This is a genomic window from Desulfolithobacter sp. (assembly GCF_054025815.1).
On sequence record NZ_JBPMMS010000040.1, the window covers coordinates 1 to 15,244 of the forward strand.

Annotated in this window: 14 protein-coding genes; all 14 read left to right on the forward strand. The window is 52.2% G+C overall.

The window, feature by feature from the left end:
- Positions 1-37: 37 nt before the first annotated feature.
- On the forward strand, positions 38-271 hold the full coding sequence (locus ACXJJY_RS11385) for a type IV pilin protein (protein ID WP_456387854.1): 234 nt from the start codon (positions 38-40) through the stop codon (positions 269-271).
- Positions 272-320: 49 nt separating this feature from the next.
- Complete coding sequence (locus tag ACXJJY_RS11390) at positions 321-710, forward strand: hypothetical protein (RefSeq protein ID WP_456387856.1); 390 nt, start codon at positions 321-323, stop codon at positions 708-710.
- A gap of 175 nt (positions 711-885) precedes the next feature.
- Positions 886-1,557: an ABC transporter ATP-binding protein gene (locus tag ACXJJY_RS11395; RefSeq protein ID WP_456387858.1), complete on the forward strand. Its 672-nt coding sequence runs from the start codon at positions 886-888 to the stop codon at positions 1,555-1,557.
- On the forward strand, positions 1,554-2,369 hold the full coding sequence (locus ACXJJY_RS11400; protein WP_456387860.1) for an ABC transporter permease: 816 nt from the start codon (positions 1,554-1,556) through the stop codon (positions 2,367-2,369). The genes ACXJJY_RS11395 and ACXJJY_RS11400 overlap by 4 nt, the downstream gene beginning before the upstream one ends.
- Positions 2,366-3,232: a tetratricopeptide repeat protein gene (locus ACXJJY_RS11405; protein WP_456387862.1), complete on the forward strand. Its 867-nt coding sequence runs from the start codon at positions 2,366-2,368 to the stop codon at positions 3,230-3,232. Before ACXJJY_RS11400 ends, ACXJJY_RS11405 begins: the two co-directional genes overlap by 4 nt.
- Before the next feature lie 88 nt (positions 3,233-3,320).
- A complete protein-coding gene (locus ACXJJY_RS11410) occupies positions 3,321-4,868 on the forward strand; it encodes an O-antigen ligase family protein (protein WP_456387864.1) in 1,548 nt (515 codons plus the stop codon).
- Positions 4,856-6,361, forward strand: coding sequence for a sensor histidine kinase (locus ACXJJY_RS11415; protein WP_456387866.1), 1,506 nt, complete (start codon positions 4,856-4,858; stop codon positions 6,359-6,361). Before ACXJJY_RS11410 ends, ACXJJY_RS11415 begins: the two co-directional genes overlap by 13 nt.
- 3 nt (positions 6,362-6,364) lie before the next feature.
- A complete protein-coding gene (locus ACXJJY_RS11420; RefSeq protein ID WP_456387868.1) occupies positions 6,365-7,762 on the forward strand; it encodes a sigma-54-dependent transcriptional regulator in 1,398 nt (465 codons plus the stop codon).
- A gap of 268 nt (positions 7,763-8,030) precedes the next feature.
- Positions 8,031-8,624, forward strand: a complete 594-nt coding sequence (locus ACXJJY_RS11425; protein WP_456387870.1) for a GspH/FimT family pseudopilin — start codon at positions 8,031-8,033, stop codon at positions 8,622-8,624.
- A 1-nt stretch (position 8,625) separates the two neighbouring features.
- Positions 8,626-9,351 (forward strand): PilW family protein, encoded by a 726-nt coding sequence (locus ACXJJY_RS11430; protein ID WP_456387872.1) that lies wholly within the window; start codon positions 8,626-8,628, stop codon positions 9,349-9,351.
- A 1-nt stretch (position 9,352) separates the two neighbouring features.
- Positions 9,353-9,805 (forward strand): type IV pilus modification PilV family protein, encoded by a 453-nt coding sequence (locus ACXJJY_RS11435; protein WP_456387874.1) that lies wholly within the window; start codon positions 9,353-9,355, stop codon positions 9,803-9,805.
- A complete protein-coding gene (locus tag ACXJJY_RS11440) occupies positions 9,802-10,287 on the forward strand; it encodes a pilus assembly PilX family protein (RefSeq protein ID WP_456387876.1) in 486 nt (161 codons plus the stop codon). The genes ACXJJY_RS11435 and ACXJJY_RS11440 overlap by 4 nt, the downstream gene beginning before the upstream one ends.
- Before the next feature lie 13 nt (positions 10,288-10,300).
- Positions 10,301-14,629 (forward strand): pilus assembly protein, encoded by a 4,329-nt coding sequence (locus ACXJJY_RS11445; RefSeq protein ID WP_456387878.1) that lies wholly within the window; start codon positions 10,301-10,303, stop codon positions 14,627-14,629.
- 100 nt (positions 14,630-14,729) lie between these two features.
- On the forward strand, positions 14,730-15,221 hold the full coding sequence (locus ACXJJY_RS11450; protein WP_456387880.1) for a hypothetical protein: 492 nt from the start codon (positions 14,730-14,732) through the stop codon (positions 15,219-15,221).
- Positions 15,222-15,244: the final 23 nt, after the last annotated feature.

A 15,244-nucleotide genomic window follows, 5' to 3' on the forward strand; every position in this document is an offset into this window, starting at 1 on the left:
AATACGCAGTCAACCTGCTCAAATCAAGGAGGAACCAATGCTGAAGCAGATTAGAAATCACAAAAGGAAGAATGGTGAAAAAGGCTTCACCCTTGTCGAACTCATGATCGTAGTGGCCATCATCGGCATCCTGGCCGCCATCGCTATCCCGCAGTTTACCAAGTATCGGGCCAGGGCCCAGAACTCCGCCGCCCTCAGCGACATGCGCAACCTGAAGACCGACCTGGAAGGATACTATGCTGAATGGCAGGAATACCCGGCCAACAGTTAATGGGACCTGTAATTACATTTGAAAAATTCTGTACTTTGGAGAATATATCATGAAAAAAGCAACTATCGTTTGCGCGGCTCTCTGCCTGATGGCCATGCCCACTCTCGTTTTTGCAGCTGCCGAGGAACTGACCACCTCCTCTACCACTGTTACCAACACCAATGGGGTCAACGGTGGACCTGATTTGACCTTTACCCCGTCCCCCAATGTCTCGCTGCAGGCCTACACCACCACTACAGCGTATGCCCTGACAGCAACTAATATTTTAACCGATGCGAATAACGGTATGGTTTTCGGAACCCTCAACAGCTCGTCCGGTTACGCCCAGCGGCAGAAAACAGACACAGACGTTACTGCAGAAAAGGCTCCTGCTCCGACATCAGCTACGGCATTGCCTACCGATGCCGATGCGGACTGGACCTGGATGGGCGGTTCCTGACCAGAACTATTTTTCTCTCTCCACTCGTCCTTCGCAGCCCCCTTGCTTTTTGGCCAGGGGGCTGTTTAGTTGTAAGGCTATGAATTCTCCCGCACCCATAGTGAACCTCAGTCATGTACGGAAAACCTACCCGTCTGGACTACGAAAGAAAAACACCGCCTTGGTGGATTTCTCGTTGACTGTTCAGGAAGGCGACGTTTTTGGTATTGTTGGCACCAACGGGGCCGGAAAGAGTACAGCCCTCAAGATCCTCATGGGGTTTGTCCGGCCGGACAGTGGGTCCGTGATCCTGGCCGGTTATGGGCCCGAGAATCCCGCCAGCCACGCCATAGTGGGTTATTTGCCTGAAAATCCATGTCTCTACAGTCATCTGACTCTTTTTGATCATTTTGTCTATGCCGGGACCCTGGCCGGCTATACCCGGAAAAAAATAAAGGATCGTTCCCTGGAACTGCTGCGCAAGGTTGATCTGGAACAGGCCGCCCATACCCCGATCCGGAGGTTTTCCAAGGGCATGACCCAGCGGGCGGCGCTCGCTTATGCCATGTTTCACCGGCCGGAGATACTGATTCTCGACGAGCCCATGTCCGGACTGGACCCGCTCGGCCGGCAGTTGGTGGTGGAGGTGATCCGAGAGTATAACCGGGAAGGGCACACGGTTCTTTTCTGTTCCCATATTCTGACCGATGTGGAACGGATCTGTAACCGGATCGGCATCATGCACCGTGGAGAACTGGTGGCGGAAAAATCCCCGGCCGAACTGCAGGAGCAGGAGGCGGTCTCAGGAGATATGGTTACCTCGCCGCTGGAATCTTTTTTCTTCAGAATCGTTTCCAACTCCCCGTGATACAACGAATCTACGCAACCACGATCCTGACAGTCAAGGAAGGGATCCGCCAGCGGATACTCTACGGTGTTCTTCTCTTCGCCCTGGGAGTCTGCTGCTTTGCCGTGCTGATAAGCGGGCTTTTTATGCGTGATATATCGAAGATCATCCTGGATTTCTGCCTGGCCTCCGTGACCCTGGGAGGGCTGCTGATCCCTTTTTTCCTGGCCATCAACCTGCTGTCCAAGGATATCGAACACAAGACAATTTTCACCTTACTCTCCCGTCCTGTTTCCCGGGCGGAATATATTCTTGGCAAGTACTGCGGTCTGCTGGTCCTGGCCGCGCTGGTGATGCTGCTCCTGACCGGGGCCACCTTTGCTGCCGTCTGGCTGGGCCGGTTGCTGTACGGGGCCCATTTTTTCGCCTCGTTCTCTCTTGGAGCAGTGCTGGTGGCGGTTCTGGGCAGCTGGCTCGGGGTGGCCCTGCTGACTGCGCTTGTAGTGCTCTGGTGTACGCTTACCACCAGTTCGTTTCTTGCCACCATGCTCACCGTTGCCACTTACCTGATCGGCCAGTCCATTGATGATGTCACCCGGTTTCTGGCCACAGATATACCGGGGGTGGAAATTTCACCTGTCACCCGTGGGGTCGTCTCTGCGGCCCGTTATGTGTTTCCTAATCTTGCCGCCTTTGATATGAAGCTGCAGGCTGCCCATGGAATGATCATGGCACCGCTGGAGCTCTTGACCCTTTTTGTCTATGGGGTTGTATATATCAGTGCGGTCCTTGCTTTGGCGATCCTTGTTTTTAAACAAAGAGATATCGTTTGAAAACTGTTTGTCAGCCACTTGTCATCCTGTTTTGCGCGGTAATCGGTTTTGCCCTCCTGACCCCGTCCGTTTACCGTATTCGCTCCGCCTATTTCCATGAAACCATCAGCCGGATCGGGGAGCTGCCGCCACCGGTGGCCAGGCTGCTGACCATGGAATATCGTGGGATGGTGGCAGACCTGCTCTTTCTCAAGACCATCTCGTTCATGGGGCTCAAGATCGGGGAACACGGCCAGCCGACCCGCGAGGAGTGGCAGCGCATCTATGAAATGCTGCAGCTGATCACCGAGCTGGATCCCAGGTTCTGGGACCCGTACCTGTTTGCCGAAATGATGTTTCCCTGGCAGGCGGGAATGTTCGACGAGACAACTATTCTTCTGGAAAAGGCGATCCGGCACCGTCCAGACGACTATCGGCCTTATTATTTTCTTGGCTTCAATGCTTTTTATTTCCAGAAAGAACCAGCGGTTGCAGCCAGGTATCTGCGAAAGGCGGCACAGTATCCGGATGCTCCGGCATACATAAAAGGGCTTGCCGGTCGGTTCAGTCTCTATGGTGAGCAGACAGCTCTTGGCATCGCTTTTCTCTCTGACCTGCTGCGCAACACCAGTGATCCGCGAATCAAAGCCTATCTGGGCAAAAGGCTGGAGGCGTTGAAAAGGATTTTTTTTCTTGAGCAGAAGGTGAGGGCGTACAGGGAAAAATATGGCACGATGCCCGCTTCCCTCAAAGAGCTGGTTGATACCGGCCTGGTGACGGAAATTCCCGCTGATCCCTATGGTGGACAATTCGTGCTTCTGAAAAACGGGCGAATCTACACCACCAGTAACCTGGTTGATAAACAGAAAAAGAAGAAGAAATAACCTGTCCTTCGGTGGCTGCCTGTTCAGATGAAATAGCGACAGGAGCAAGGGTCATTTTTCAGGGCTGAAAGACAAAGGGGGGCTTTTCGTGAACTGCCTTGGCAAAGACATGGACGGGCCTTGGTTTTCTGCGGCATTGATCCTCTGTCTGGTTTTTCTCTATATTGTCCTCGTGCCGACCACCAGGCTGCTGCCCATTTTAGGGACCTATGACGAGAAACGGGTCCTTGAATGTATCCTTCTTGTGCTGGTCTGCACGGTCGTTGCCACCATCCCTTCCCTGTGCCGCGCCTGGCTGCGGCTGTTTTTTTCTCTCTCCTCTGGTGCCCGGGCTGTTCTCGTGGCCTGCATACTGCTCGGTTTTCTCTCCTCCCTGGCCGCTGTTTCCGTACAATATGCCTTCCTGGAGCTGACTCTCTTTGTCTGCCTGTTTATCGCCGCTCTTTCCGTGGCAGTTGTCCGGCAGGAGCTGGGCCGGCTTTTTGACCGGGTGATGGTTCTTGGCGTTCTGGTGGTCGGCTGGGCCTACCTGGCCGGTTTCGTGGCTTTTTATGTGAGTGTCCTCGCCAGCTCCCTGTCTTTTGAACAGCGGGCCCTGTTCTGGTCTTTTTCCAATATTCGCTTTTTCAGCCAGTTCCAGACCTGGACCCTGCCATTGGTGGTTCTGCCCTGGTTTTTTTGGGGCAGGTACCCTCTGGTCAGGCTGATTACCGTGCTTATTGGTTCGTCCTGGTGGTTTCTTTTCTTTGTTTCTGGAACCAGGGGCACCCTGGTCGCCATGCTGGCGGCAGGTGTGCTTGTGGCCGTGGTCTTCGGTCGCCGGGGCTGGCCATGGTTCAAGTTGCAGGCCATCGTGCTCCTGGCAGGGCTTATGGCCTATGTCCTGATTTTTCTTGTTCTGCCAGTGTTCATTTCGGCGGATATCTCGTCGGTGGTGGCTCAGAGTATCAGGCGCGATCTACTCCATTCTCCCGGCCGAATGGTCCTCTGGACCCTGGCGCTGGAGATGATCCGGCAGCATCCTTTACTGGGAGTAGGCCCTATGCATTTCGCCTGTGATTCCAACCTGGTGGCCTCTCATCCACATAACGTTCTCCTGCAGCTGGCCAGTGAATGGGGATTGCCGGTTGCTGTTTCCGTGCTGCTGTTTTTTGTCCGGGCACTTTTCCTGTGGATACGGAACGCTCAAATGGTAATGGACAGGTCAACAGACCAGGAAAGTCGGATATTGTATCCAGCATTGCTTGGTTCTCTGGGCGGCGCGTCTGTGCACGCCCTTGTAAGCGGTCTTGTTGTTATGCCTCTTAGCCAGATGATGCTTGTTCTGGTTGCCGGATGGATGTTTTCTCTATACAAACAAGAGATGCAGGTTCTTTCCAGGCAATCCTGTGGGAGCCTGGAAAAGAGCGGAACCTGTGTTTTGATGATCCTGGTACCTGTTTGTCTCTTTACTGCTCTGGTGCTGTACTCGTGGCCTGATGATCAGGCCGGGCAACGTTTTCTTCGCTCCCCGTTCGCTCAGGTTCACCGGATGCCCAGGTTCTGGCAGCAGGGCAAGATCTGTGTCGGAACTCCGGAGATTGATGACTCTCAGGCCGGTGGAAGCCGACAGGATGATTTGTCATGCTCAAGGTAAAGATAACCCTCACCCTGGTCGTACTTCTTGCTCTGGCCATGGGGCTGGTCAACCTGGTGCTGGTCATGCTCTGGCAGCGGCAGGGGGTGCATCAGGAGGTTCGTCACGCCGGAGCCATGGTGGAGCTTGCCTTTGGTTCGGGACCTTCGGCACTGGATGTTGCGCTTGAGCGCCTGGTTTCGGGCGGGCAGGTTGTTTGTGCCGGCTATATCATGGACGGCCGTGATGAAACCGTCTCCGGAACTGTCTGGTGTGAAGCCGGAGCACTGGGTCGTGCGCTTGACAGGGCGGCAGCCTCCGGCCGGGAGGTGATCAGGACCGTGAGCCCGTTGCAGGGTCTTCTGCAAGGGAACCGGCCTGTCCTTGTCCTGGCCAGGCCGATTCCCGGTGAAACCTCAGGGGGAGCTGCCGGTGTCGTCTTGTCTTTGGACGAGTTGGCTGCAGCCCTTGGACGGGCCGAAATGATCATGCTGGTCTACATGGGCGTCAATCTGTTGATTTTTGGCACCATAGGTTTTTTTCGGATCAGTAACCATGTGTTGCGTCCGGTGGAAAGGCTGGCAAGGTTGGCCGACCGGTACGAAGACAATGAAACCAGGCTGTTTGTCGAGCAGGGTGGTGTCAATGAGTTCTCCCGCCTCGCTACCAGCTTGAACAGCATGCTGAGTCGTATTGAACGGGATCGGACAGCCCTCAAGGAGTCGGTGCGGAAATTGGGCCTGGCCAACCGCAGGCTCAGGGAAAAACAGCAGGAGATGGTCCGGGCGGAAAAGCTGGCCTCTGTGGGCCGCCTTGCTGCCGGGCTTGCCCACGAAATAGGAAATCCCCTGGGGATCGTCCAGGGCTACCTGGGATTGTTGAAGCAGGCCAGGGGATTGGGGAGAGACCAGAAGGAATATCTCCACCGGGCTGAACAGGAGCTGGAGCGGGTTAGTTGTCTTATCCGTCAATTACTCGATTTCGCACGCGTATCAACAGGTGAGCGGCGGGAGGTGTCGGTCCATGAGCTGCTGGAGGCGGAAAGGGCCATGGTTCATGACCTGCCTCTTTTTCGTGGAATAACTGTTGACTGTCATCTGGATGCGGAAAGAGATCTGGTGGTTGCCGATCCCGGGCAACTGCGCCAGGTATTTCTCAATTGTCTGGTCAATGCTGCCGACGCAGTGGCTGCAAAAGAAGGTCCAGGCCTGGAGGGACGTATCGTGTTGCGGACGGAAAACCGGCCGGTTTCTCCCGAAGAGGACCAGGGTGATGTTTTGTTGATATCCGTCGAGGATAACGGGGTGGGGATTGCGTCTGAGATACTGGATAATGTTTTCGATCCCTTTTTTACTTCCAAGGAGCCGGGTAAGGGAACCGGGCTCGGGTTGGCGGTGTCTCTCTCTATTGTCGAATCCCTGGGGGGCACCATGCGTCTCTTGAGCCGGGAGAGTGGAGGTGTGGTTGTTGAAATCGAGCTGCCGGTGGCAGGACATGGCTGCAGGAGGTCGTGATTCATGAGCAGTATAGGGCGAAACGATTCAGAACAGCGTGTTCTGGTCATCGATGACGAAGAAAACATGCGCCATATGTTGTCGGTGATGCTTGCCGGACACGGTTATAAGGTGGACTGTGCAGCCAATGGCCGGGAAGGATTGAAGATGCTTGGCCGCAAGCAATACCAGTTCGTACTCTGCGATATCCGCATGCCGCACCTGGATGGAATGGGCTTTCTGAGGGAATCCCGGCAGATTTCCCATGGGGCGACCATTATCATGATGTCTGCTTTTGGCACTGTTGACAGTGCAATTGACGCCATGAAGGAAGGGGCCTATGATTATATCAGCAAGCCTTTCAAGGCCGATGAGATCCTCCTGACCCTGAAAAAGGCCTGTGAACGGGAGCGGTTGCGGCAGGAAAATGTCCGGCTGAAAGAGCGGCTGGCCGATCTGGAGAGCCGGCAGGGATTCAAGGGTATGGTGGCCGGGAGCAAGGCTATGCACGAGGTGTTTTCCCTGGCTCTCAAGGTGGCCCGCCATACCACCACTGTGCTCATCACCGGCGAGTCGGGGACCGGTAAGGAGCTGATCGCACGCGGCATCCATGCTGAAAGTCCACGCCGGGACAGGCCGTTTCTGGCCATCAACTGCGGCTCCATCCCGGAAAATCTGCTTGAAAGTGAATTTTTTGGTTCCATGCGTGGCGCCTTTACCGGCGCAGACCAGGATAGAAAGGGTCTTTTCGAGCAGGCTGAAGGCGGAACCCTGTTTCTTGATGAAATCGGTGAGCTTCCTCTTGGTATGCAGGTAAAGCTTTTGCGGGTGCTGCAGGAGCGGACAATACGGCGGATAGGCGGCACCCGGGAGATACCTGTGGATGTTCGCATCCTCTGTGCAACAGCGAAGGATCTTGCCCGGGAAGTGCAGGCGGGCCGGTTTCGAGAAGACCTCTATTTCCGTCTCAACGTGGTGGAGATCCATCTGCCGCCCCTGCGGGAGCGGATCGAGGATATTGCGTTACTGGCCGACCATTTTCTTGCCAAGGTCAATGCGGCGACCGGGCTTGAGGTCAGGGGTATTTCCTCTTCGGCGCTCAGCCGTCTTGTCGCCCACCCGTGGCCGGGGAATGTGAGGGAATTGGAAAACGTCATCGAACGGGCTGCCATCCTGGCCGAAAAACAGATCATCCTCCCGGAAAATCTGCCCGATACCCTGGGATCCCGGACCGAGAACCGTCGGATCGACGATTTCTTCAACACCTATTCCCTGAAAAAAGCCAAGAAGATCATGGAAAAACGGCTGATTGCCCGGGCGCTCGAGGCCGTGGGCGGCAACAAGAGCCGGGCAGCCGAGCTCCTTGAGCTCAGCTACCCCTCGCTGCTGGCCAAGATAAAGGAGTATGGGTTAGGAGTGTAGTTGATGCGGATGTTCCTGTATATTCGCCTGCACATAATCAGCCCCCTGTGAATAAAGTTTTTAACCCTGTTAACTTTTTTTATATCGCCCTTGTGTGTGCTTCTGCTTCGGCAAGTTAAGAATCGTGGTGTCTTGACGATTATTTGTTTCTAACTTGCTGATAATGAAGGAAAGTATTCTATCTCTTTCTTCTTTTAGGATTTAAGTTATTTCTGTGGCGTTCTTTTTGCAAAGCCAGGGTGGCACCTTCTCTCTGGCGGAACACTCTGTGCAGGACACCAGACAAATGAGTAAAAAAAGAAAAACGATTTCCACTCCTGGTGGAAAATCCGGATTTACCCTGGTCGAAGTGATGATGGTTGTGGCAATGATCGGTATTATGGCCGCTATTGCCGGGCCCTCTTTGAAGTCCTGGCTCCCTAATATGCGGCTCAAGGCCGCGGCGCAGGATATGTATTCTTCCCTGCAGGATGCGAAATCAAGGGCAGTCAGGGAAAACATCTGCATCGGGGTTTCTTTTTCGGTTTACGATCCCGATAATCCCGGCGCAGGTGGTGGGGGGTATACGGTTTTTGCAGATGACGGTAATGGAGCAGGAGGAATTGCCTGCAACCGAACGAGGGACGGAAATGAAAGTGTACTGGTTTCGTATTCTGTTCCCGATGGGGTGTTCGTCGACTCTGCCTCTATAGGTGGATCATCCTCTCTGTGTTTTACCTCGACATCTGTAACTTGTGGCAGTCAGTCCGGAAATATCCAGTTGCGCAACGAGGACAGCGACAGGTGGTATAAGGTAACTGTAACTGCTTCTGGAGGAATACGTATCGAGATGAGTAAAGATGGTGTTTCGTGGAGTAATTGATATGTATTGTGAACGATCCTTTCCTGCTGATGAAGGTTTCACTCTGGTTGAGCTGATGATAACGCTCTTGATTTCCGGAATTATATCTGTTGCTATTTACTCCACATACACCAGCCAGCAGCGTGTGTATTTCGCGCAATACTCTGTGGCCGAGATGCAGCAGAATATAAGGGCGGCACTCAGTATCCTTGCCAGAGATATAAGGATGGCTGGTTATGACCCAACGGGAAACGCGGGTAGCGGTTTTGTCGACAGCTCGTTATTTACCTACGGCACCAGGACGGTGACGGTTACAACGTCCGCTAACGAAATAGCATTCACCGCTGACCTTGATGGTGATGGGGTTATAGATGTAACGGTTGAAGATATAGACGGGAACGGAAGCAAGGAGATGACAGAGATGGAGCAGGTGGCCTACCGGCTCAACGGCACAGATCTTGAGCGTTTTTCTTCGACAACAGGGATAGTTGCCTGGCAGGATATTGCAGAGAATATAGAGGGGTTGGAATTTACTTATCTTGATTCGGATAATAATGTAACGACGACTCCTGCTGATATTAGATCTGTTCAGATATCTATTCTCGCCCGTTCCGGACAGAGAGATCCTGAATTTGAAAACAACAAAATTTATACGACCGCTTCTGGTGCTGTTTGGGGGCCATATAATGACGGATACAGGCGGCGGCTTCTTGTTATGACTGTTCAGTGTAGAAATATGGGTATATGAGATGAAACTCAGTCTTGCATCTGATGAAGGATTCACGTTGATAGAATCAATTGTTGCTGTTGTTATACTTGCAATAGGTATCTTGTCAATATATGCAATGGTTACAGCGACCATAAAAGGTAATTCTTCATCAAATAGTATGACAATTGCCTCGATTGTTTTATCTGAAAAGATAGAAAACCTGATATCACTCCCATATGATCATGCTGATCTTGATGCAGATATTGCGAATAACCCTCATACAGTTATGACTGGCCTTCCTGATGGTGTTAATTCTCTTTCATGGACTGTTGAGCTGTGGAGTAATGATAATCTTGATAATGATGGTGATGGAAGGGTTGATGAATATGATGAGCGCGGGGTAAAAAAAATTACTGTTACAGTTGATTATGATACTATTTCAGGACGAAAAACACAAACCTTAAATTTTATAAAATCGGAAGTGTTCAAATGAACAGCAAAATAAACAGGTTGATATTTGACACTGTTTTGCAGGGAGAGCAAGGTTTTGTTCTGATTCTGGCAATGGTTACCTTGCTGGTACTAACCCTTATGGGCGTGTTCGCTACCCGTAATACTACATATGAATTGAACATAGCCGGAAACGATAAAGTGGCGCGTGACGTTTTCTATGCCGCAGAAAGTGGCTGGATGCGTGCCTTTCAATGGATCGAAAACAAAGGATCTTCCTCTGCTCCTCCTTTATTGAACGGGATCAATGCGAATCCTGATAAGCCTCTGGTGGCTGAGGTCAGCGGTCAGGATTTGGGTCATGCTTCCTACTCCTATACCATAGCAAGGAGCTCGCCGCCCAGGAAGGTTGCTGGAAACAGTAAGCAGTACCTTAAATTCTCCTATCTCATCGCCAGTACAGGGATCAGGGGACCCAGTGCCACCAGGGAGATTGTGGTCGGCGTGGAAAAGGTTTCCAAGTAGTGAGGGTGATGTCATGAAGTTGCAGCAAACACTGTGTTTTGTTTTTTCTTTTATTGTCTTCGCACTGTTGGCAGATACCGGCAAGACGACAACTTTCACGCAAAAGGTGATTCAGGAGTCGGACGACGCGGTGGAGTTGGCCGCAGGGAATATCTGGAAATACAATCTTGATTTATACTTTGGTGGCCAGGGTAAATACGATGAGTCAACGATTGATATTGCTGCCACTGGTATTCGTTTTACCAATGTATCCGTACCGGCCGGAGCGTTCATAACATCAGCCAGAATAGAGTTTTCCAGGAAATCAGACAACGACAACCTTGATGTCACCATCAGTGGCCAGCTTGATCCGGATCCCGTAACCTTTGAATATATCACCAACGATATCACCTCCAGGCCACGAAGTTCGGCTGCTGTTTCATGGAAACCTGATAAGTGGAAGAGTGGTAAGTATAACATTGTGACTCCTGATCTGGCCGCCATAGTACAGGAGCTTGTTGACCAGCCTTCCTGGGTAAGTGGAAATGCCATGGCCTTTATCTTCACGGGTACCGGCAGTGCTCAGGTAAAGGGGTATGGGGATGACCCGGGTATTCCCAGGCTGGTTATTGATTATGAACTCACCCCTCGGGCCAGGATCACCACCGATCCCGCAGATCAGCTGGGGGTCAGCACCTATGAGGGGATCCAGGCTTCTGGAACCAGTTTCATCCTGACCAATATTGGCAGCGCCCCCCTGAATTTTTCCATCACAGATAATGTTGCCTGGCTTAACTGCAGTGTTACCAGCGGCACTCTTGCCGCCGGTGAATCTGTAACAATCCCGGTGCAATACTCCGGCTCCGAATTTGAAAGTATCGGTACGCATGAGGGGATCATTACTGTTCATGATGATGATGGAGTGTTGCCTGATTACGAGCTTACGGCAACTCTACTGGTCAGGGAGCTGGTGACTGGCCCCATATGCGGAGATGTTCCGCTTTATGCCCAGAATCTAGTCAATCCCGCTATGTTGATTGAACTGGACATTTCAGGTTCCATGTACAGCACCATGTATGTGCTTGATTCAGCAACCGATCCCAAGACTCCGGACTTGTCATCCATCGTTCAGGAAATAGTGAACCAGCCGGGCTGGGTCAGCGGTAACTCCATGGTGTTCATGATTGATGATCTGGGTGGTCAGCGTGAGGCCATAACCTACGATCAGGCATGGTATGCCTCCCCTTTGTTGCATGTGGAATTTGACAATAACGGAACAGTAGAGATTTTTGAGACTCGGGTCGCTGCAACCCAGGACGATGCCGAGGAATATGACAGTGGTTCCATGACCCTGACCAGTGTTGATCTCGATATCGGGAGCAATTTGAGCGGGATCCGCTTCCAGGATGTATCCATTCCCCAGGGTGCCACTATTTTGAATGCATACTTGCAGTTTACCTCGCGGACCACTAAAACAAGTACAACAAATGCAACTGTTTACGGTGAGCTGGTTCCGGATGCAGTCTCCTTTACAACAACTGCCTTGAACATCTCCAACCGAACAAGGACAACCAGTACTGTTTCATGGAGCAGCATCCCGGCTTGGCCTGTGGCAACAACGGAAACCAGGATCAAGATAGCCAAAGATGTCTTGAAAAACCTGGTCGAGGACCGGGCCATATCCTGGGGTTTTGGCAGCTGGACAGGTAATTATAGCCCAAGCGACGATTATACAAGGATACACGAAGGGGTAAAACAGCGCACAGTGGCTGAAACAGAGGTGTTGAAGGCCACCATCGATTCAGTCATCGCCGGCGGTATGACCCCTCTTGAGCCATCACTTCTTGCGGGCCAGAAGTATTTCAACGGCACCAAAGGCGCACTTGACGGAAGTTATTTCGATTCGACCAGGGATTGTCAGCCTAAGTTCCTGATTGAAATAACCGACGGGCTCGGAAATATCGCAACGACACTAGATGGTGTCATTGCAAAAACCAACAGTCTGGCTGATGACAAAGTCACCACCGTGGCTATCGGGTTTGGTATCGATGATGCAACCCAGATACAGGAGATAGCCAGAATTTCAAATGAGCGTGGTCATGCCGAGGACGGTTTGTACGCCCTGCATGAGGAAGACGGAAATGGCGTTGGCCTGCCATTTCTCGCCATGAGCGGGCAGGCTCTTGAAGAAGCCCTTAATCAGGTGACAACCGGAGTCAAGAAACAGCTTTTTTACGGTTCTTCGCCGGCGCCTTCAACTTCTGTTGATCATGGAACTTTTGTTATCAACGCCCAGTTCAACGCTGCTGACTGGTCTGGGGATCTTGTTGCTACCCCCTACGACCCTGAAACCGGGGCACTCAAGAAGTGTTACGACAGCGATGGTAATGAAACTTGTGATCCGGCATTGATCGTGGGCGACTGTGTATGCTGGACAGCGAGTGAAAGGATGCCTGCGGTCAAGAGTGCCTGGACTGTCCAGCCAGGAGGTGGCGGTATCGGTCCTGCGCTGCCGTACCTGGACGCAACCCTCAGTGGTGACAACTATATCTGTAAGGACCTTGGAGATATAATCAGGTCGACACCGGTTATTGTCGAGACTCCCAGGAGGTATTATTCTTTTGACAATTATCGGTATTTCAAGTACGGCGATGCGGCCAGTCGTTCTTCCATGGTTTATGTCGGCTCAAATGACGGGGCTCTTCACGCCCTTGATCTGGCAACCGGGGTGGAGCAGTGGCGGTTCTATCCGGAAGCTGTCCACGACACTCTTAACATGGCGACCTCTGATCCGACCTACGACGCCTGTGACCTGTTTAACTACTGTCACAGGTATATGGTTGATGGTTCACCGGTGGTTGCCGATATATTCCGGGGTAGTGCATATGTGGTCACTGACACGGACGGCAATATAACCGATCCCGGCTGGCGGACCATTCTGGTCAATGGTCTGGGCAACGGAGGAGGGGCCTATTTTGCCCTGGACATCACCACTGCGACCAATTTTGACGATCCCGATCCCATTGAATATCTCTGGCAGTTCGAAGACGCTGAACTTGGTTTTTCCACCAGTACACCGTCTGTCGAAAGGGTCTCCTATGATTCTGCAGTCATCACTGATTTCGGTGGCTGGGCTGTTTTTTTTGGATCCGGCTTTGATACCGGCTCGAACCAGCTGACAAAGGAGGCCTACGTCTACGGTATCGAGGCATATACCGGAGAACCGCTGTGGCAGTCGGGAGGCGTAGACATCAACCGGGTCAAGCTCGAGGTGGCCAATACTCTGGCCTATGGTGGGCAAACCGCGGAATTTGTAGCCGGTTCGGTAATTACCGGCACCACTTCCGGGGCAACTGCAACCATCGGCACAGTACTCGACCAGGGTGATGCCGGCTCTCTTATTCTTGTTTCAAACACTATTTCCGGCTCGTTCCAGGATAATGAAACCATAACCGGATCCGGTGGAGGAGCCGCCCTGGTCAATGGTACGCTGACCAGTTCGTCCCTGGATAATGCCTTGTCCGATTCGTTGGCCGTGGATATAGATTTTGACGATTACGTTGACGCGCTATATTTTGGCGATCTGTACGGAAGGATGTTCCGTTTGACCGATATAGGCAAGGAGCAGGAACCACAGGTGTCACTTTTTTTTGATATTGGCACCGGTAGTCACGGCAGTCCGATTCGGGCTGGAGGAACCTATGCATACAGTGAAACTGACGGCGAAATATGGATATATTTCGGAACCGGCCAGTACGAGGAGCAGATTGACAAATACACCACCGAACAGCAGTACTTTTTCGGTATCAAGGACAATCTTGCCGCGTCGACGGAAACCGTTGGTCTTGACGGTTTGGTAGCCTTGGTTTCTACTGAGGTGACCTCCTCCATCAGTGGCGAAGTGGCCACTTATCGGGTTGTTGAAGGAAGCAATCCGGGCAATGATCCATGGTATCTGCAGTTGATAGCGGACAGTTCTCCCAGTGAGCGGGTGGTGTCCCGGCCTCTTGTGGTCGGCGGGGTTGTTTTCTTCGCCACCTTCCGGCCCGATAACGATGTTTGCGCCGGTAACGGTGAAGCATGGCTGTATGCGCTTGATTACAAGACAGGCCTTCCTCCTGACGAGCCTGTATTCGATATCAACGGCGATGGTTTTTTTGATGACAATGACCATGTAACGGTTGGCTCGCAGCCGTATCCTGTCGCTGCGATTCCCATTGGCAGGGGTATTCCTACCTCCCCAATTCTCGAAGATGATATTATTTTTATCAATACGACTGATACTCCCGGCAGCGGTATTCCGGTAAATCTCCCGGATATGAAAGCTAAACTACGGTACTGGCGGGATTTGTCCATCCAGTAGATGGGAGAGGATGATAGTCGGGCGTAATCTTTGCCGAACAGACTTGTAATATGATTTTAATAAAATACTGGTACCATCGATACCTATGGGAGGACAAACGATGAGCAGGCTATGTATTGTCCCGCTGATCTTTTCTTTGCTGCTGACGCTATGCCCGGTCGCTGTCACCGGTGAAGAGAGTGAGGATCTGCTGGCTGAGGGGATCAATGGTTATATTCTTGAGATCTCGTTAGCCCACTCCCTTGTCCAGATCGGTGATCGCAGCTTCAGGGTCGAGCAGGTGGTTGTGGTCGACAGTGATGAAGGGGTGGAAAAACAGGGCTCCATGAACGATCTGCACATTGGCGACTTGGTCCGTATTGACGAAATGGACGCAATTCGTGACGGATCGACGTGGATAGCAAGGAAGATAATTGTCTATAGGGGATCTGCGCAGACCAAAATCGGAGAACAGTTCAAAGTAGCCCTGCCTGTAGCCGTGCCAGGTTCGGATGCCACCCAGGTACACGACACTTCTTCTCCGGGTGGTACAGACCGGGTGCGGAAGGGCAGCGACAGAATTATTTTTGAAAACGGGGTCTGGCACAACTGACAATTGCCGGTATCCGGCCTGGG